This is a genomic window from Polaromonas sp. (assembly GCF_016185115.1).
In the GTDB taxonomy this organism is placed as follows: Bacteria; Pseudomonadota; Gammaproteobacteria; order Burkholderiales; family Burkholderiaceae_C; genus Polaromonas.
The window spans coordinates 453142-471387 of sequence record NZ_JACPOF010000015.1 but is presented as its reverse complement, the minus strand read 5'-3'; the positions used below and the strand labels follow the sequence as shown (position 1 = coordinate 471387).

Sequence of the window (18246 nt, the reverse complement as noted above, 5' to 3'; positions counted from 1 at the left end):
CTCATCTAACAATTTCAAATGCACCTTCAACACACACACTTAACACCTTGGCGGGTCGGGATAGTATCCAAGACGTTCTTCAACGTACCGCTGTGGGCAGGTATATCGATGGGCTGGTTTGCGCAGGAGGGCCTGGACGTCGAGACAGTTTTAATGGGAAACGCTTCTCAGGTCGAGCCCCTTTTAAGCGGCTCCCTTCAAGTAGTTCTCGGCACTCCAGAAGCGACCCTGCAGAATGCGGCGAAGGGCGGCCCCTTGAGAATAGTGGCAGGCAATACCGGGAAGCTGAGTCATTCACTTATCACACGGGCTCCCTTCAAAACTGTGACATCCCTCAAGGGCGGGAAGCTAGGTATTCTGAATAAAGTGGAAGGCAGCTTTTTTCAGTTGAAAGCAATGCTCGCCCATCATGGGCTTCACTATCCTGCAGACTATGAAGTAGTAGAAATGGGTGGTGTTCCTCCACGACACAAGGCGCTCCTGGAGGGCACTATCGACGGCGGACTGCAGTCAATACCGTGGAACTATGTCGCAGAAGAGGCGGGAATGAACAATCTCGGCGAAATCACGGGTTATGTTCCTGATTGGCAGTTTGTGTCGGTTAACGCTGATATGTCCAAATTCCGTGCAGACCCCTCACAACTGGAGGCCTTCATTCGGGTACTACTGAGGGCAACAGAATGGCTCCACCAGCATAAAACCGAAGCGTCCATGGTTGCGGAGAAAGAACTGCCGACCACGTCGGAATATGCGCAGAGGGCATGGGACTATTACACGGAGACCAATGCCCTGACGAGAGATATGAGCGTCAACCGCAAAGGCCTGGAAGTTGTCATTCAGACACAAATAGATGCCGGGCTGATTCCAAAGGAGGCTCCTACATCTGTCGACTTCTACCTTGCACCCGAGTGCATCATCAAAGCCAGAGCTCAGAGCGGTGCGGACGCTGAAGGGAATCATTAATGAATAAGTTTCTTAGCTGCCTCGCAGTGACTATCCTTGTGTCCTGCCCGGTATTCGCACAGGAAGCGTGGCCAATCCGTCCAATCAAATTTATTGTGCCTACCGCTGCCGGTGGCCCCACAGATCAAGTTGCTCGCGTACTGGCAGACAAGCTCTCATCGAGCCTGGGCCAGCCTATTATTATAGAAAACCGGGCAGGTGCAGGACATCTGGTGGGGATGGCCGCGACCGCGCAGGCAGCACCAGACGGATATACCTTTGGCATTGTCTCTACACCACTGGTCGTAGGCCCAGCACTGCATGCCAAGATGCCTTACGACACCACTAAAGATCTGATCCCCATCAGCATTCTTACCGGCCAACCTCTTGTGTTGGTGACCAAAGCTAGTTCTTCATTCAAGTCAATAAACGAGCTTGTGTCAACAGCAAAAAGCAGACCACGCTCCCTCAATATGGGTTCTGCAGGAAACGCCACTGGGCCACATCTTGCAGGTGAACTTTTAAATACCATGGCGGACATTCGTGTCATACATGTGCCCTACAAAGGTGCGCCACAAGCCACACTCGCAGTGATATCGGGGGAAACAGACTACTACTTCGATACTCCGCTTGCAGCCCTTCCGCATGTCAAAGATGGAAAGCTGCGCGCTCTAGCCGTCACGTCATCAACACGCATGACGACACTGCCGGATATTCCCACTGTCGCAGAAAGAGGATTTTCAGGATTTGAGTTCAACAGCTTCAGCGGCCTGATGGCGCCAAAGGGAACTCCTACGGCCGTTCTGGCCCGCATGCAGGCTGAAGTTCGGAAAGCAATAACTTCGTCGGACGTAAAGAACAAGCTCGCCGCCAGCGGCATGGAAGCTGTAGGAAGCACACCGGAGGAATTTTCCTCAATGATCGCTGCTGAACTGCCTAAGTGGCGCAAGGTTGTGACCGAAGCAAAAATCAGCGCTGAGTAGAAGTTAAAAGATCATGGACATATCTTCAGCAGTCAGCATTGCAGATCTGGAATCAATGGCTAGACGACGGCTTCCGAAAGTCATATTCGACTACCTGTATGGCGGGGCTGAAGATGAAATTACTCTTAGTGCCAACCTTGATGCATTTAAGCAATGGCAGTTCAAACCACGCCTTGTTACAGGTCATGTCAGCAGGAATTTATCCGTGGATCTTTTTGGGGATCGGCTGTCCCTTCCGTTTTTGATTGGTCCCACTGGCCTTAACGGCTTGCATTGGAAAGGTGCCGACTTGGCTTTGGCACAGGCAGCGAAACAAGCTCAAACCGTACATACTGTCTCAACGGCTTCAACCAACTCGCTAGAAGACATCGCCAAGGTATCTAGTGGACCTAAATGGTTTCAGCTGTATCCGTGGGGAGACCGTGCTGTGGTGGGCCGGCTGATTGACCGGGCGAAAGCCGCTGGGTATACCGTAATGATGGTCACCGTTGACTCGCTTGTTGCTGGTAAGAGAGAGCGTGATGCACGTAATAAGTTTTCCCACGAAGTACATTTGACTCCACGCGTTATTTGGGATGGGATTACACATCCCGACTGGCTGATTAAGACCTGGTTTGCTGGCGGGGGCATGCCTAGAATTGAAAACGTTGCCGAGTTTGTAGGTCCTGGATCCAACGCTTCCCAACTGGCAGAGTTCACGCGATCTCAAAGAAACGCGGGCCTGAACTGGGATGACATTGCCTGGATGAAGGATCGATGGGGCGGGCCGTTTTTGGTCAAAGGTATTGCATGTGCAGAGGATGTCCCCCTTGCAAAGAAGGCAGGGGCGGATGGGGTGGTTGTCTCGAACCACGGGGGTCGCCAGCTTGACGGGGCACCGGCAACACTGGACGTCTTGCAAGAGGTCGTACAGGCGTCAGGCGATAATTTTCCAGTTTTGATCGATGGTGGATTTCGCCGAGGTAGCGACATCATTAAGGCACTCGCTTTGGGGGCTAAAGCAATTCTGCTTGGGCGGGCGACTTTGTATGGACTGGCGGCGGGTGGTGAACCTGGTGTTGCCAAGGCGTTATCAATTCTGCAATCAGAGCTGGATCGAAGCCTTGCATTGCTCGGCTGCGAGAGCGTTCAAGCATTGAACTCCAGCTGGGTACGAAGAGTTGCTAAGTAGTTAGCTTCGCTCTTTCATAAAAGGAACGGTGCATCTGCCGGTGAGTTCACTGTACCTTCTCAAGGGAGCCTTTGAAGCCCGATTCCCAACGGATCTGCCGTAGCACTTCGTCAAGAATGCTTGTCGCGTCATAGGCCCTATTCACCAGCGCATTGGGGTGTTTGATTAAGTTCGCATCGATAAGAGCTGCATATACATGTGACAGACCTTCTAGACTCAAGCTCATGTCAGGCGTTATGCACTCGGTTTTTGCGAAATAATCCCAGCCGGCCTGACTGTCCGTAATATTGATTCCAAGATTCCGTGCCGCTACTTCAGCTGCACCCTCACGATTTTCATAGAACCAGTTGGTCGCTCGAATCATCGCCCTGAGAAAACGGGTAACCAGTTCCCGATTTTCTTCCACCCAATCGAGGTGAGCATTCAAGGTATTAAATTGCCACTGCGGCAAGTAGTCTGAGATATCGGCAATATTGTTGAAGCTCAACTTCTCAGCAACATAGACCCACGGGAATGACTGCAGACCCGCGTCAATCTTCCGGTCAAGCAGCATCTGGTGCCTGACAGGTGCACCGCCTGTTTCGACCAGCTCATAGTCGCCAGGATAAACAAGCCCGTGCGCTTTCGCCAATGCCCGAAAATGAAAGAAGCTTCCCTCGGTGCGAGAAAGAATGCCGAATCGCTTTCCTTTGAGCTGCTCTACCGTAGTAATTTCCGGCTGCGTTATCAGGCAATGACTCAACCTATCGGAATTCCCTGCAAGCAATCGAAGTCTTCCGCCTTTATCCACGTCCTGTAAGACGCTGTCTGGCGGCGCAATAGCAAGTTGTATTTCGTGTCGGTAAAGAAGCTCGGCCGGATTTTGATTCCCAAGCAGTTCGATCTCGACCTGTATGCCTTCATCCTTGAAAAAATGACAATCCTGGGCGATCCACAGCGGTGTGTAGTAGTACGTCTTGGACACGATGCCTACGCGAATCTTTGGCATGCCATCGGCTTGAGAAATCCCTTCCATACATTCAATCTCGATAGGATTGGTCAATCCGGTCAGCAGTGCGGATATAGGCATCCCAGTCTTCCCCTCCCTGAAGCTCCCATTGCCTTGCAGCATGCTCACAAATCTCGGGGCTTGGAATAATGATTTTGCAGCCTGTGGCCTCCAGCATCAGCTGCGTCTCACAGGAGGCGATCAGATATCGCATTAAGGACAGCGCCTCACTGCAACTTGTCCCGGCAGTGACAAGCCCATGATTTCTCAAGATCATGGCTTTATTCTTCGGTCCAAGATCAACAGCCAGCCGCTTCGCTTCGTCGATATCTGTAGAGATACCCTCGTAATCATGGTACGAGATACGGTTATAGAAGCGCATGGACCCTTGAGTCATTGGCAAGAGGCCACCCCCATGTGCAGACATGGCCATCCCGACTTTGGTGTGTACATGCAGAGTACATGCCAGGTCGGGCCTAGCATTGAGCATCGAAGTGTGAATCGTAAAACCGGCCGCATTCACGTTCGATTCCCAACCCACAGGCTGTCCATCCATGCGCAGTTTCAACAAATTTGATGCCGTAACCTCCTCAAACATCAGGTCATGCGGCTTTATGAGAAAGTATTCCGGCTGATCGGGAACGCGAAGCGCTATGTGGTTATAGATTAAATTTCCCCACCCGTAGTGCACGGATAGCCTGTGGGTTGCAGCCAGATCGATGCGTGCTTGCCATTCGGCCGCAGAGGTCTCATCCCGCTTAATTTGATACACGTTTGCCGATGTCATCTTTTTCCATTTCAAATAATTGCCTATCTAAACCCCAGTGCTCAGGTAGGCGCATTTAATCCGCTTGCATACCCGTCTTTTTAATCAATTGCGTCCACTTAGCCGTGTCAGTTTTGATCTGCGATGCAAAAGCTTCTTGCGATGTGGCGGTCGAAGTCATACCCAGATCAGCAATTCTCTTTTGGAGATCGGGAGACCGCATAACTTGACCAAAGTCTTCGTTGATTTTTGCAAGAACATCTTTTGGAGTCCCGGCAGGAGCAAACAGCCCAAGCCACGCACCAGACTCGTACCCCGGCACTCCAGCTTCAGCCACAGTTGGAACATCGGGAAGCGTTAACAGGCGCTCTTTACTAGAAATGGCCAAAGCGCGCAGTTTTCCAGCTTTGATTTGCGGTAATGAGGAGGACGCTCCATCAAAGGCCATCTGAACCTCATTGCCAAGCAACCCGATAACAAGTGGGCCACTTCCTTTATAAGGCACATGTACAAGCTGAATTTCTGTCATCGAACGAAAGAGCTCAGCTCCAATTCTCGAGATACTCCCCCCAGATCCAAAGTTAATGGTGCCCGGTGTGCTTTTTGCGAGAGTCACGAATTCCGGCACGGATTTCGCTGCGACGGAGGGATGAACAACCATCACCAAAGGTACAGTCGCGAGCTTGGAGATCGGAGCCAGGTCCTTGATGGGGTCATATGGCATCTTCGGATAGAGACCGGGATTGATGGTTATAGACCCGTCGGAAGTCAGCAACAGGGTATAGCCATCCGGACTGGCTTTTGCCACGTAGTCGGTTCCGATCATCTGCGCCGCACCTGGTTTGTTCTCGATGATTACTCCGCTTTTCCACACACGGCCCAGTCGCTCAGCTACCAGCCTGGCCAGCATGTCGGTAGGCCCTCCCGCGCCCGAAGGCACAACGATTCTCACGGGCTTTTCTGGAAAGGCAGACGCCATTGCTGGCATAAGTGCAACAGCAGCGCACCAGGTCCAGCTAGTCAGCATTCCTTTGAGCTTTCCACTGAATATCGTGGATTTAGCTGTATGGCTAGCTTTGGATTTCGTCATTTTTTGTCTCCACTTTTTTTTGGATCCCTGAGTGAAAACTTCCCAGAACAGCTTTTAGCAATGTTCAGGCGCGCCCTCAGGTTTGGTATCTAAGACCTAAGCAAACAGAAAGTGTGCAACCTTTTTTCCGTTGCACAGTGCATCGCCACTAGACATCCCGTCTATTCATAAAATGGGAGCCTCGCAGTAGGGCGACCATCGGTGCCGGAACATGTCGAATCAGTGCGCTGCTCAAGAGTTGAATTCCGGCTCATTAAGTTTGCAACCGTCCCGATGGCCTTTGATCAGAGCAGGCGACTCACCTGCTTCACCATCAATTTAGATCTGGAAAATTTGGTTCAGTCAACTAGTCGGCGCGAATGCCGGCACCTTTGATAATCTTTGCCCAACGCTGATAGTCGCTTGCAACCAGTTCCTTCATTTGCTCCGGCGTGCTACCTTTGGTGGTTATGCCCTGCTCGGAGAGATTGGCCTTTACGTCAGGCATTGCCAGTACCTTGAGGACATCAGCATTGATTTTTTGGATCACCGCTCGTGGAGTCTTGGCGGGTGCTGCAAGGCCTAACCAGATCTCACTGTCATAGCCGGCTACTCCAGCCTCAGCCATCGTCGGTATTTCGGGAAGCAAGGCTGCTCTTTTTGTTCCACCCACCGCAAGTGCCCTCAAGCGACCTGTCTTGATGTGAGGGAGCAAAGAATTAATGGCGCCAAATTGCATGTCAATCTGCCCTCCAAGCATGTCCGTGATTGCTGGAGCCGCACCCTTGTACGGTATGTGAACAATCCTCGTCCCCGTCATAGACTTGAACATTTCTGCAGATAGATGCTGTGGACTTCCGGATCCACTGGAGGCATAGGTCAGAGCGCCAGGTCGAACTTTCGCCAAAGCAATCAGGCTCTTTACATTTTCAGCTTTTACATTGGAGTTAACAACAAGGACCACCGGCACGATACCGAGTTGCGTGACTTGTGCAAAGTCATTCGCGGCATCAAAGGGCATGTTAGCCAACAACGCCGGATTGATAGACATGGTATTGTTGTTAGTGATCAGCAGGTTGTAACCATCGGGCTGCGCTTTTGCGACAAAGTCGGAGCCGATATTTCCGGCTGCCCCTGTCTTGTTGTCAACGATGACCGGCTGACGCCACATGTCACCCAGCTTCTGAGCCAATACACGCGCGATCACGTCATTGCTTCCACCTGGCGTGAACGGAACTATCAACCGAACAGGTTTGGTGGGGAATGTATCCTGCGCAGCAACTGGCGATGCTGCAAAAGTGAAGCCTGCATATGCAACAGCCAGTAAGCAGTGTGTACTCAGTATTCGAAATTTCATTTATGTCTCCGGATCAAAAATTATTCTGCAATCGCATTTCCGTAGCCATGCACACACCCATTAGTGCAAGGACTACCTGACATTCTTCAAAATCCAAGCCCCAATAAAGTCGGCAACTTTGAGGTTGTTCTTATCCTGCATCATCATGTGCGAATTCCCTGATATGCCGACTTCAGGCAACTGAACAATCTGGGCTTTTCCTCCGGCAGAGTTAATGCGGTTCACGACCATCTTCCTTGCGTCGTAACGCGGCTTGCCAGCGAATCCGTTTACATCTTGCTGAACAAAGTCGCCAAACAACTCGAGTGCCGGCACATTTTTGTATGCCTCGATCTGCGCATCGGTTGGGGCTACGGCCTGACTTCCTTCTACATTGACAACTGCCTTGACCAGATCAGGTCGTTTACCAACAAGCGCATCTACCATCGGGCCGGATTGCGAGTGCACAAAGAAGATTGCTGGTCCAATACGGTCCAACAGAGCTACCAGTGCGTTGGGAGTATTTGTCAACGCACCCCCTTCCAGAGTTGTCTCCGCGAGCGGGACGTTTTGCGCGCCCAAAGCCGCAACTGCATCCACAGGGAACTGCAGCCCTGAATTGACCTGACCATAAGAAGGGCCAAAGCGGAATATCTGCCAAGCATTTTCTTGTGTAACTTGCGTCACCTTGGCAGGATCAACTCTCGTCGCATCAAACCCAGCGCGACCACGACCAGGAAAGTCCACAACGTATGTCGTATAACCCTGACGCGTGAAATAGGTCGCCCAACCTTCCCTTCCATCTGGGGTAGTCTCGTAGGTCATACCAGTGAGACCACCGCCATGGACAAAAACTATCGGAAGCTTGCGAGCCTTGGACTTCTGAACCTGCGGCACTCGGTAATGAACATACATCTGACCAACCACAATCTGGCCAGGTTTAGGAGGAGTTCCCGGAATGAGCGCAAGAGTGTTGGTATCCTTTAAAGCACCGTTTACGAAAAACATGCCTTCATCTTGTAAGCGCATTGGACCACCGAGCGTGCCCGCATTGGCTAGCCCAGAGATGGCTCCCCAGATGAGAGCGACAGCAATGTTTAGCGCATTGAAACCTGCGCAAAAGCCAAAGGTGGAGCGCAGGGGAAAGGATTGATGACGCGAGTCCATTTGTCTCCTACATATTCTTGATCGAAGAACAATAAAGTTCTCTTGGCATTGTCGTGACTGGACACGTATGTCAGCAATGCGACCAAACGAATTTGCTGTATAGACTAGATAAATACTCCGATGGGCTCGCGGCTGGCAACTCAGCGGCTTGCCGCCGCCAAGTAGCTTTCATCCACAATTTTCTGGAATTCGAAAGCACGATTTTTGGGTACCAGATTCGCAGCGACAAGCGTCTCAAACACCTTTCCCAATCCAGGGCGCGATACGGATAGGTCACCGGACAGTATCTTTAGTCTGGCAGTTTCATTCAACGCGCGCTCTGCAAGCGCCGCAGAGGTTTGAAGCTGCTTCGAAGACACAGCAATCGCGAACGCGGGGTTTTTGGCGATGTCCTCTTGGCCTAACTTCAAAGCCTTCAGAAAGTTGATCACCACACTTTGATTTCGCTTGGCCCAGAGATCATCAACATTCACACTGGTGAATTGATAGTCGGGAATCAACGAAGCAATAGCTCCCAAATTCGAAAACCCGGCTGCGTCTGCTTCGTAACTCAACGGAAAAGGCTGCAGGCCTACGTCAATCTTGCCTTCCTTTAGAAGCTTCCAGCGTGTGGGCGCCCCTCCCACCTGCTCAATCACGTAGTCTTTGGGCGTGAGTCCTACATTTGCAAGAATTTCCCGAATGAGATTAGACGAGCCTTCCTGCGTGGACAAAACACCAATAGTCCGACCCTTGATCTGAGCTAGAGTCCTTATTTCGGGCTTCGCGATGATGAAGTGAGGTAATTTCTCCGCATTGCCCGCGATGATCCGTAGACTACCATTCGCATAAGCATCGGTTATCACACCTTCTGGGGTCGATATGGCGATCTGCACAACGCCCTTCTTCAGATCCTCGGTGATCTTTTCAGCGTTGTCATAGACCACAATTTCTGCATCGATTCCTGCCTGCTTGAAGAATCCGCGTTCCGCTGCTATCCAGAGAGGAGCGTAGAACACGGTGCGAGACACGATTGCTACCTTCAACGCCTGTGCAGACGCTATGAGGGGCACACAGAAACTCAACAGTGAAATTGAGACAATAGCCAACCACTTATTTCTAGTCATACTTATCCTCGGATGTGTTTAGTTAATGAGGCTAACGTCCTACTCTTGCTGGGTCACGCCTGCCAAACGAACCATCTCAGCGCGTGATGGCAGTTCTTTCTTGATGTAGTCGGAGAATTCGGTTGGACCCATCCCGCTTGGCTCGTATCCTTTCGGAATAAGGTGTTTTTCTCGAAATGCCGGCTGTGCGATCAATCGACTGACTGATGCATGGATTTTCTCTACAACCTGTTTTGGCGTGCCGGCTGGTGCCAGGAGCCCATACCACACCGTCATATCAACTTTCGGATACCCGTTCTCAGCGAAAGTCGGTACCTGAGGCAACATTGAAGATCTTTTGTTTCCACTAATGGCGATAGCTTTGATCCGCCCTTCTGCAATCAACGGCTTTGCCGTGAAGGCGCCCAACCATCCAAGATTGACTTCGCCGGTCAGCAGCGCGGTAGACATTTGCGGAATGCCCTTGTACGGAACATGCAGGAGCTTAATGCCAGCGTTCTGAGCAAACGTCTCACTCAACAAGTGCATGTTGCTGCCGCTGCCAATAGAGGCATAGGAAAATGATCCTGGAGCAGCTTTTGCCTTTGCGACCATTTCAGAAACTGACTGTGCGGGGAAAGTCGGATGGGCAACAAGCACCGTGCTGAAAGTGATCAGCATAGTCACCGGAGAGAAGTCTTTTATCGGGTCATAAGGCAATGACTTATACACGAACGGATTAGTAGTCAAATTGCCATCAATAGCAAGAAACAATGTGTGGCCATCTGGCGGAGACTTCGCTACTGTATTGGCAGCGAGAATGCCGTTTGCACCCGGTTTGTTATCCACTATCACCGGCTGCTTCCACACATCAGCGAGTTCCTGGGCCAAAGCCCGCGCCAGTAGATCACTACCACTTCCAGGAGGCAGGCCTATGACTATTTTTACTGGCCGGGTTGGCCACGAGTCCACACCTGAGTTGGAACTCGGCTGCGCCATCGCCAAACCAGAACAAAGACTGGCAAGCACTACCAAAATCTTAGAGCTAGAAAGCATATAAATCCTGTCTTAAGGTGAGGGTCTGAGTGGAAGGACTAGACGCGATGGATAAGTGCTACTGTGGAAAAATGTGTCCACGCCAACTTTCCACGGTGAATATTCGTGCGGAAACACATACTCAGTAACGCTGGAGTCTCCGTTGGCAACTTCCAGCCTAATTCGACTGCCACTCTTGAATACATGCGCCGAAGGCATGATGGCGATTTCAAAACAATAGACTTCACCTGGTTCTATTGCTGTCGGCGACGTGTGAACATAGTAGGGGGCCAAATGCGTGCTGCGATTCACATCCAACTGTCTATGAGACGCTCTTAACCAACCTTTAGATACCACTTGGTAGCCAGGGTTCAGACCGTTTTCAGTGCCCTTATCGTCAGGCGCATACTGCTCACTGACCTTCACAATGAAATCCGTGTCACGCTGCGTAGAACTCGCATAAAGAATTAGGTTCATTGGCCCGGCAATTTCAACGTCGTCCGTCAAAATGTCCGTCGTGAATGTCAGAACCCGTCTTGCTGGATCTGGCTTCCCGTCAGGGCCAGGCCCTACGACGCCAAGACGCCAACCTGGATCGGGATAATGAAAGTCAGTGCTGCCAGCGCTTTCGCTCACCTTAGCCTCCACTAAGCGTCCGTCATTCAAAGACTGAACACTCCCGGTCGGCCCAGATGCAAGATAAAAAACTTTCGGACTGATGTCTTCAGGAGGCCATGCTTGTGCAGTACGCAGCGCCTTGCTACCGCCAGGAAAGTAGCGCACAGCCGGCTGAGCTTCGTAACCCGTCTCACGACCTTTCAAATAACGGTCGTAAAACGGAAGAAGGTATTGTTTATGAAACGCGACGCTTGAGTAATCTTGAACAGCATCTTGGACATTAGCGGAAGAAAACACCAACAGCTTTTTCGGCCCCCCGCTCCTCTGGAAGCCGATGATGTTTCCATTGAGATGCAGATCCACTTTTCGCCACACACCGATAGAAAATACTGGAACTGAAATCTCGTGAAGTCGCTCTGCGGCCGCGCGCTCAACCCAAAACTCGTCATACGTCGGATGTTGCCGTACGGCCAATGCATAGTCCCATTCAATTAGCTTGGAGGGGCCGGAGGCTGGATACTGGTTGATGGCGCGAACAGTTGCATTGAACCAGGTCGTTCCAGGAAAATCACCTGGAATTCCCCCTGTGTAGGCTGAGCAGCGATAGGTATCGACGTTACCGTCGTACGGTGCCACACATGCCAGATGGGGCGGAGCCTGAATCGCCATGAACCATTGCATTCTCGCGTAATAAGATTGCCCAATTCCTCCAACCTTCTTGTTCGACCAAGACTGTTCAGCAATCCACTCCACAACTTCGTAGAGGTCATGCTGCTCGGAAGCATCCATGTACCTATATTCGCCGTTAGATCTTCCGGTACCGCGGACGTCCATGTGCACAAAGGCATAGCCCTCAGTGAGATACCACTCAATGGGGCCGGTTTCGCGCCACAAGAAGATTGGCGTCGCTGGTGCGAGATTATTGTCAAAGCGATAGGGAGATGCTGCTAGCAGGGTGGGGAACACCTCACCAGGCTTCACAGATGGCAGGTAAACCGCCAAAGCGATTTCGGTGCCGTCCTCCATCAGGACAGTTTCAATCCTCGTTGGCAAAAGGGAGTCGCTCACAGTGCCCCTTTTGATTCAACGTTGAATGGCTTGATCAAAGTACCGCGAGTCGTAGTAGCTATTGACGTTTCCGATGGCTCTTTTAGGCTGGCCGTATTTTTGGCGAAGATTGAGAACCGTTTGAACGCCGTTCTTGTCAATGGCGGCATTCTTTTGGAAGCCGGACTGGGGGGCTAGCAGTACTGAATATGAAACCTCTGCCGACTGTCTTGTGGAATTTGGAACGTTTTTCATAAAGAGTGCCAATGCCTCCTCTTTATTTTTTGGATCGTAAAGCCATGCGGTCGCGTCCTGATATCCCCGTATGTAAGCAACTACTTGATTCTGGTTTGCCGCCGCCCACGACCGTCGCACTCCGGCAACCAGGCCTTGGTAGCTGCCGAGCGCAGATGACGCATCCACAACTTGATTGAGCCCTTTGGACTTGGCCATAACCTCAAATGGAGACACCAAGAGAGTACCGGCATGCTTACGTTCCACAAGAGCGTCATAACGCTGCAAAACCCCTCCTGCCGCGACAGTCTGATAGTCACGGTTGAGCACCAATCCATTCCTCTCGAGGATTTCCAGCAGAACGAATGCGTAGCCTGTAGTAAGTGAGTCAACGGAGAGTTGCTTACCTTTGAAGTCGGCAACTTGTTTGATATCCTCACGACCAACCAACCGCAAAAACCCGTTGTCTCCGCCCATTACTGCGACCAGTTCCGAGCCATCAATCTCTATGCCACCCTGACCCTCACGATAGGCCACGATGTTGTCAACAGCCGTCATCGCTATATCGAACTTGCCGTCTATCAAGCCAGTAAGCTGGAATCTGGAATTCGGTGTGGGCGTTATCTTTGGCAGGACACCCTGACGGGCAAAAAAGCCCTTCTCCAATCCAGCCCAGATTGGCCAGTTAAAGCCTCCGGGGAACACAATTACCTGCAATTCTTTAGGGGGAGCAGGTTCCTTGTTGGGAATGGCACAGGCAGACACCAACAGTGCCAGGCTCAACATCGCCGCACTTACTATCTTGTTCATATGTCTCTTTAATAATTATTTGATTCTGAAAGTACGTTGTCCCGCCGAAATTTCGGCCGGACAACACAATGTAGTAGCTGAGTCTGCGCAGCAATTTCAACCCAACTGATGGCAGATCAATGACTAATCACTTCATCGGACACTGATCAACGTAAGCATCGGAGTGGCCCTTCAAGACGTTAGACGCTAGAAGTTTGAACTCGGGCTTCGCGGCTCCGCTCTTTGCGATCTGGAAGACGTGGTAGTCCTGAACAGGATAGTTGTTCTTCCCGAACTTGAACGATCCACGTACAGACTTAAACTTCGCGATGGCGATTGCCTTCGTAAGGGCTTTACGATCGCTGGCATTGCCCTTTAGTGATTTGAGGGCGGAGTCCAATAGCATCGCCGCGTCGTAGCTGAATGCCGCATACGCAGACGGTACTCGCTTGTAGCGGCTCTCGAAGGCAGCCACGAACTGCTTTGACTCCGGGTTTTGCAGGCCTGGCGTCCAGCTGTCGCCGACGATGGCACCAGTTGCCGCGCTACCCATTGCATCTAGGGCAGAGCCTTCTATCGTATTGCTCGAGTAGAAAGGGATCTTGCCCAAAAGACCGGCTTGTTGATATTGCTTCACAAATGCAATCCCCAGAGCGCCCGGATAAAACGCATAGATTGCATCTGGCTTAGAACTGGAGACCTGAGTTAGTTCGGCTGAAAAGTCGAGCTGATTAAGAGGTGTGTAGATCTCATCAACTATTTCGCCCTTATAAAAGCGTTTGAGCCCTGCGATTTTGTCTTTTCCTCCAACGAAATTGGGAGTCAGGGTACTAAGTCGTTTCACGCCCTTATCTGCAAAATACTTTCCAACCACCTCTGCCGGCGAGTCGCTTTGCCAAGACATGACAAAAAGGTTCGGCTTGCATTGCGCACCGGCGGTCGGTGAAGGTCCTGCGACGGATCCAACGAATGGAACGTCAGTCGCCGCAATCTTTGGCTGCATGGCCATCAGGATATTGGCAAAAGTAAGGCCCGTAACAATATCGACATTGTCCTTTTCCAATAGCTTGGACAAGGCGTTGAGGGCAATCTCAGGTTTTTGCTGATCGTCCTCACGGATAACCGTCGCAGTAGTCCCGCCAAGCTTCCCGCCTAGCCGCTCCAACGCCAAGTTAAACCCGTCAAGTTGGTCACGACCCACCTCTGATGAGGGACCACTCATCGTTGCGAGAAAGCCAATCTTGACGTCGGCCACCGCTTGCTGAGCAGCTATGGCCATGGCTGTAGCTGCAAAAATAATCTTGAATTTACTCATGTCTCATTTCCTTTACTTTATAAATTCCGCGTGAAGAACACCGATAGAGCAGACTAGATAATCTGCGTTTTAAGCTCGCCCAGTCCCTCTACCCAAACCTTCAAAACATCTCCTGGAGCGATAAATGTTCCCGTCTCCATGCCCACGCCAGCGGGCGTGCCTGTCAACAAAATGTCGCCAGGATAAAGATCGAGCCGATGACTCAGATATGAAATCTGTTCTGCGACTCCGTACAGGTGATTTGAGGTATTCGAGTCCTGCTTCAGCACATCGTTGACCCAGAGCTTGATCCCAAGACTTTCAGGCGAAGTGACAAACTCAGCCGGAGTCAAGTAGGGACCCACCGGGCAAGCACCCGTAAAGCACTTATGACCAATCCAGTCAAACCTAAACGGGGACGACTGGTCGACTTGTGCACGCGTCAAGTTGTCACGCGCCGATAGATCGTTGGCACAGGAATATCCGGCGACATAGGACAATGCGTCTCCAACAGAAACCTTCGACGCCGTTTTCCCGATCACAACAGCGAGTTCTGCTTCCCAGTCAAGTTTTTGAGTATGCGGAGGAAATGCAACACTCTCTCCGTGACCCGAAAGTGTTCCTCGCCCTGCTTTGATGAAATGCCAAGGATCAACACCTTCGGCTTTTGGATCGAGCACCAGCTTCATGTTAAAAGCGCGCCCCATTGCCTCCACATGATCGCGATAATTCGCACCCGCCGCATATATGACACCGGGGCGCCCCAATGGCGCCTTGAAATGCATAACCTGTGCTTCAAGCTGACTGCCGGAAGCTCTCGCTGAGTCACCAGCTACTGTTTTTGCGAGCTCTTTTAGGAGGAGATGTGACCCCGACCAGTCTTCCAGCAAAGCGTCAATGCTCTGATTCGCCAATGTCGGCATCGCCATAGCAACTGATAATCCATTCAGGTCGAAGTGCTTGTCATTTACAAGCATTCCAGTGGCCTGTTTGCCACCCTTGGCGAATCTGAATAGCTGGTATTTCATATGTTTTCGGTAGGAGAGAGATGGGGAATAGAACCGATCGGCATCGATATCCAAGCTACAAAAGCCGGCTCGATTGATCGGAGAAGCGGACGGTTAAAGTGACGGACCCTTCCATGACCACCCATTTCCTCACCTCAACGGTGAACACACCCTGGGCGATAAACGGGTCCTTTTCCAGTATCTTCATTGCGTGATCTACCGACTCTGCGCGGAGAATGGTCATGCCCCCACCGAAACCTGGCGGGCTACCAGGCTTGGCAAAGGGGCCAGAAGCAAACAGCTCACCACGCCCCTCAGCAGCAACGGCCCAATGCAAATGCGAACTAAGCAAGTCCGACATTTTTGAGATATCTGCAGGTTGCCGAAGAGCCACGTAGAGCTCCTTGTTCAACATTCCTGCCAACATTTCTTGAGAAGTTTGCTGATTCATTCAATCTCGCTCTTCGAAATTGGCGACGAACTCAGGAGGCGGTGGAGTTGCAGCCCAAACTGCCGTTATTTCTTCCGGGCCCACGTTTAGAGGTACCCAAGCCGAATCGTCCTCAGGGATTACATCGATATCCCAAAAATATTCGACCAAGCTATTCCAAGGGTCGCGAATGTAGTGAAAGTAATTCGATCCGCCAACGTGCCGCCCAAGTCCGAACCCATCTTTGTAGCCGGCACGCAGAAGTGTCTGTGCTCCAATTTCTATTTGGTCGAGATCGCTAACCTCAAAACTTATATGGTGCAATCCTGTGTGACTGCTTTTTGCAAATGCGACGATATGGTGATCACCACCTGCACTTCCACGGAGAAAAGCCAAGATGTCATGCGCCCGATCGCTAACCTTCAGGCCGAGTACTTCAGTGTAGAAAGCCACCGATCGATCGACATCGGGAGTGAATTTGATTGCGTGCCCTAGACGCAGCGGCATGGCTCTTTTCTTCAATGCCTCGACGCCACAGGCACGTTCGCCAATACGCCGATAACGTCCGTGAGAATTGATTTCAGGTCCAGACTTTGTAGTATTTGTTTCTGGCTCAGCGACCTGGACATTTAGCCAATCCCCGTGTGGGTCCTGAAACCAAATGCCCTCCACCGGTATATGGAATGGAGATTTGTCGAGAACAACTACGCCGGCACTCTTGAGGCGACCCAACAAAGACTGCATGCCGATCTGATTCGTTCCAAACGACATGAAGCTCAGTTTCTTTTTCGGTCCTTCCATGAGCCTAATCTGATCCTGAGCCCGACCAGGACAACGGAAAACCAGATCCTTGCCGGAGACCCGAACTTCAAGTCCAAACAATTCGTAGAACGCGCGCCCAACTTCAAGTTGAGGAACAGTAATACCAACCTGCAATAGCGAGCGAATCATTGGAACTCCTACCTGATTGGCGAGAAAGAAGTGGGAGTCAGCAGAACATTCTCTTGATGTTCAACCATTGCTACCGCTTTACCGAGAAAAGTGCGCCACTCAGGCTTAGATGAGAGTTCCGTCCGTCTGCGGACACGCTCCTCGTAGGAGTCGAAACCCCACAACTGAACAACCGTGTTGAGTTCACCTACTTCTGATGAAAAGTACCCAAGGAGGTTGCCAAGAGTTTGTGACTGTATTTGCAATCCACCGTCCTCATATGCCTTCAAAAACTCGTGCATTGAACCAGGCTTGATCCTGTACGTTCTCTTCTCGACAATCATTGGATATCCTTATTAAATTTGTCTAACTTCTGCAGAGCTGAATCAGCCTCTATGAACTTGATGACAGCCGAAATGTCCTCACCGCCCATACCACCCTCCAGTGCTCGTCGAAAATAGGGCACCGATGCGCTAAAAAGCGGCGTAGCACAACCAAGTTTTGTTGCCATCTCGCCGGTGAGGTCCAAATACTTCTCAAGGGTGTCAAACGGGCCGGGAGCAGGTGAAAATTTTCGCGAGGCCATCATTGGAGCTCGTATGGAAAACATCGTGGAGTTTCCAGCGCCCTGTTTTATTACTTCTGCTACCCGGTGCGCATCAAAACCAGCACTAACGCCCAGGTTAATGGCCTCAGCGGCAGCCAGCGTATGTATCGTTAGCAGCTGGTTGGCTATCAACTTCATAGCCACCGCGGAGCCGTAGTCACCTAGATGGAAGCGATGCGCAGTGATCGCATCGAGAATTTCTGAGCAACGATCCAGCGTTTCTTTGCTGCCGCCAATGTAGAGGGCCGCTTTGCGCTCCCCGACCATTTGAGGAGAGCCACTTACCTCCGCCTCAAGGACCAGTCCACCAAGCGCTTGAATCTTCCGGGCCTGCTCCAATTTGAATTCGCGGCGATACGTACCCAATTCAATAATCACCTGGCCTGCCTTGAGGTTTGCGAGAACGCCTTCAGGCTGCTCAAGAATGTCAAGCTGAGCCTTTTCATTGGGCAGACAAAGCAGCAGCACGTCAGATTCGCGTGTTACATCTGCCACTGAGTCTTTTGCGTCGCCACCACAGGCCGCAAATGCCTCTCGGTCAGTGCGCCGGTATCCAACGACTTTGTAACCACTGTTGATGAGATTGATTGCGATTGGAAGGCCGAGCTGACCTATGCCGATCATTCCGATAGTTTGTTTAGGTGTGGTCACCTTTGTCTCCAATTTATCCCGAGAGTGTCAGTCTTTCTCAACAGGAAATCCATACCGATTTGATTATTCCTTGGTATAAGCCGCAGCTATACTTGGC

The 18246-nt window shown here is 51.2% G+C and carries 18 protein-coding genes; 3 read left to right on the top strand and 15 right to left on the bottom strand.

The features are described from left to right. Positions 1-18: 18 nt before the first annotated feature. The 3 genes from HYX42_RS08735 to HYX42_RS08725 are packed head-to-tail and all read left to right on the top strand — an operon-like array spanning position 19 to position 3096. Entirely contained in the window at positions 19-963 is a 945-nt protein-coding gene (locus HYX42_RS08735) for an ABC transporter substrate-binding protein (protein ID WP_293401924.1), read from the top strand. Next, positions 963-1925, top strand: a complete 963-nt coding sequence (locus tag HYX42_RS08730; RefSeq protein WP_293401923.1) for a tripartite tricarboxylate transporter substrate binding protein — start codon at positions 963-965, stop codon at positions 1923-1925. The genes HYX42_RS08735 and HYX42_RS08730 overlap by 1 nt, the downstream gene beginning before the upstream one ends. A gap of 13 nt (positions 1926-1938) precedes the next feature. Then, positions 1939-3096 carry an alpha-hydroxy acid oxidase gene (locus HYX42_RS08725; protein WP_293401921.1) on the top strand — a complete coding sequence of 386 codons (1158 nt, stop codon included), beginning with the start codon at positions 1939-1941 and terminating at the stop codon, positions 3094-3096. Positions 3097-3142: 46 nt separating this feature from the next. Here HYX42_RS08725 and HYX42_RS08720 read toward each other — a convergent pair whose 3' ends face one another. The 15 genes from HYX42_RS08720 to HYX42_RS08650 form a co-directional block, all read right to left on the bottom strand. After that, a complete protein-coding gene (locus HYX42_RS08720) occupies positions 3143-4165 on the bottom strand; it encodes an ABC transporter substrate-binding protein (RefSeq protein ID WP_293401919.1) in 1023 nt (340 codons plus the stop codon). Further along, positions 4116-4886 carry a class II aldolase/adducin family protein gene (locus tag HYX42_RS08715; protein ID WP_293401890.1) on the bottom strand — a complete coding sequence of 257 codons (771 nt, stop codon included), beginning with the start codon at positions 4884-4886 and terminating at the stop codon, positions 4116-4118. Before HYX42_RS08715 ends, HYX42_RS08720 begins: the two co-directional genes overlap by 50 nt. Positions 4887-4926: 40 nt before the next feature. Next, positions 4927-5940 carry a tripartite tricarboxylate transporter substrate binding protein gene (locus tag HYX42_RS08710; protein ID WP_293401888.1) on the bottom strand — a complete coding sequence of 338 codons (1014 nt, stop codon included), beginning with the start codon at positions 5938-5940 and terminating at the stop codon, positions 4927-4929. 346 nt (positions 5941-6286) lie between these two features. Continuing rightward, the gene (locus HYX42_RS08705; RefSeq protein WP_293401886.1) at positions 6287-7276 is read right to left on the bottom strand and encodes a tripartite tricarboxylate transporter substrate binding protein; all 990 of its coding nucleotides are present in this window, start codon (positions 7274-7276) and stop codon (positions 6287-6289) included. A 72-nt stretch (positions 7277-7348) separates the two neighbouring features. Next, entirely contained in the window at positions 7349-8422 is a 1074-nt protein-coding gene (locus HYX42_RS08700) for a lysophospholipase (RefSeq protein WP_293401884.1), read from the bottom strand. A 140-nt stretch (positions 8423-8562) separates the two neighbouring features. Continuing rightward, complete coding sequence (locus HYX42_RS08695) at positions 8563-9432, bottom strand: ABC transporter substrate-binding protein (protein ID WP_293401882.1); 870 nt, start codon at positions 9430-9432, stop codon at positions 8563-8565. Between the two features lie 135 nt (positions 9433-9567). Continuing rightward, positions 9568-10563 carry a tripartite tricarboxylate transporter substrate binding protein gene (locus HYX42_RS08690; RefSeq protein ID WP_293401880.1) on the bottom strand — a complete coding sequence of 332 codons (996 nt, stop codon included), beginning with the start codon at positions 10561-10563 and terminating at the stop codon, positions 9568-9570. A gap of 12 nt (positions 10564-10575) precedes the next feature. After that, positions 10576-12228 (bottom strand): CocE/NonD family hydrolase, encoded by a 1653-nt coding sequence (locus HYX42_RS08685; protein ID WP_293401878.1) that lies wholly within the window; start codon positions 12226-12228, stop codon positions 10576-10578. A gap of 15 nt (positions 12229-12243) precedes the next feature. Continuing rightward, positions 12244-13251: an ABC transporter substrate-binding protein gene (locus tag HYX42_RS08680; RefSeq protein WP_293401876.1), complete on the bottom strand. Its 1008-nt coding sequence runs from the start codon at positions 13249-13251 to the stop codon at positions 12244-12246. Positions 13252-13378: 127 nt separating this feature from the next. Further along, positions 13379-14545 (bottom strand): ABC transporter substrate-binding protein, encoded by a 1167-nt coding sequence (locus HYX42_RS08675; RefSeq protein WP_293401874.1) that lies wholly within the window; start codon positions 14543-14545, stop codon positions 13379-13381. Positions 14546-14598: 53 nt separating this feature from the next. Beyond that, positions 14599-15606: a fumarylacetoacetate hydrolase family protein gene (locus tag HYX42_RS08670; protein WP_366931142.1), complete on the bottom strand. Its 1008-nt coding sequence runs from the start codon at positions 15604-15606 to the stop codon at positions 14599-14601. Position 15607: 1 nt separating this feature from the next. Then, a complete protein-coding gene (locus tag HYX42_RS08665) occupies positions 15608-15982 on the bottom strand; it encodes a YciI family protein (protein ID WP_293401872.1) in 375 nt (124 codons plus the stop codon). Then, the gene (locus HYX42_RS08660; protein ID WP_293401870.1) at positions 15983-16912 is read right to left on the bottom strand and encodes a VOC family protein; all 930 of its coding nucleotides are present in this window, start codon (positions 16910-16912) and stop codon (positions 15983-15985) included. A gap of 8 nt (positions 16913-16920) precedes the next feature. Next, complete coding sequence (locus tag HYX42_RS08655; RefSeq protein ID WP_293401867.1) at positions 16921-17235, bottom strand: NIPSNAP family protein; 315 nt, start codon at positions 17233-17235, stop codon at positions 16921-16923. Further along, positions 17232-18149: an NAD(P)-dependent oxidoreductase gene (locus HYX42_RS08650; protein ID WP_293401865.1), complete on the bottom strand. Its 918-nt coding sequence runs from the start codon at positions 18147-18149 to the stop codon at positions 17232-17234. Before HYX42_RS08650 ends, HYX42_RS08655 begins: the two co-directional genes overlap by 4 nt. Between the last annotated feature and the right edge of the window lie 97 nt (positions 18150-18246).